This window comes from Enterobacter sp. RIT637, assembly GCF_019718755.1.
In the GTDB taxonomy this organism is placed as follows: domain Bacteria; phylum Pseudomonadota; class Gammaproteobacteria; order Enterobacterales; family Enterobacteriaceae; genus Enterobacter.
This window is the reverse complement of record NZ_JAIHAZ010000218.1, coordinates 1-506: the sequence shown is the minus strand read 5'-3', so window position 1 is coordinate 506 and position 506 is coordinate 1. Positions and strand designations below refer to the sequence as shown.

1 protein-coding gene and 1 pseudogene are annotated in these 506 nt (G+C 55.9%); both read right to left on the bottom strand.

Annotation, left to right across the window (positions count from 1 at the left end; translation table 11 throughout):
• A pseudogene (gene araH, locus K5E19_RS24110) lies at positions 1–154 on the bottom strand (L-arabinose ABC transporter permease AraH); the annotation flags it as partial.
• 11 nt (positions 155–165) lie between these two features.
• Positions 166–506, bottom strand: a 341-nt coding sequence (locus K5E19_RS24105) for an ATP-binding cassette domain-containing protein (protein WP_409334618.1), incomplete at its 5' end; no start/stop codon positions are given.

Below are 506 nucleotides of genomic sequence, written 5' to 3'. Positions count from 1 at the left end.
CTTTCATGTTGACGAAACTGGCGAAATTCGGCACGAAGATCGCACAGCCCAGGAACAGGACGGCAAAGACCACCAGCATCCCGTATTGATCCCAGATGCGGCCCAGGCTAAAAGCCGATTTCGGTGCGCGAGAGGTAGTTACAGAGGACATCATTCACTCCTTGCTCAGGCGACAGCCTGGCTGACTTTAGGCATGGCGAGGCTCAACGCCTGTTGTTCATTCGCCTGTTCATGTAGTAATTCACCGGCGATATCCCCTTCGCGCATCACGATGATGCGGTCGGCAACGCCCAGCACTTCGGGCAGATCGCTGGAGGCGAATAACACCGCCACGCCGCGTTTTGCCAGCTCATAGATGACGTTATAGATTTCGTGCTTGGCCCCGACGTCGATGCCGCGCGTCGGTTCATCCAGCAAAATGACTTTCATCTCTTCCGACAGCCAGCGGCCCAGAATGGCCTTTTGCTGGTTCCCGCCGGAGAGATTCATGATGAGCTGTTCAGCAC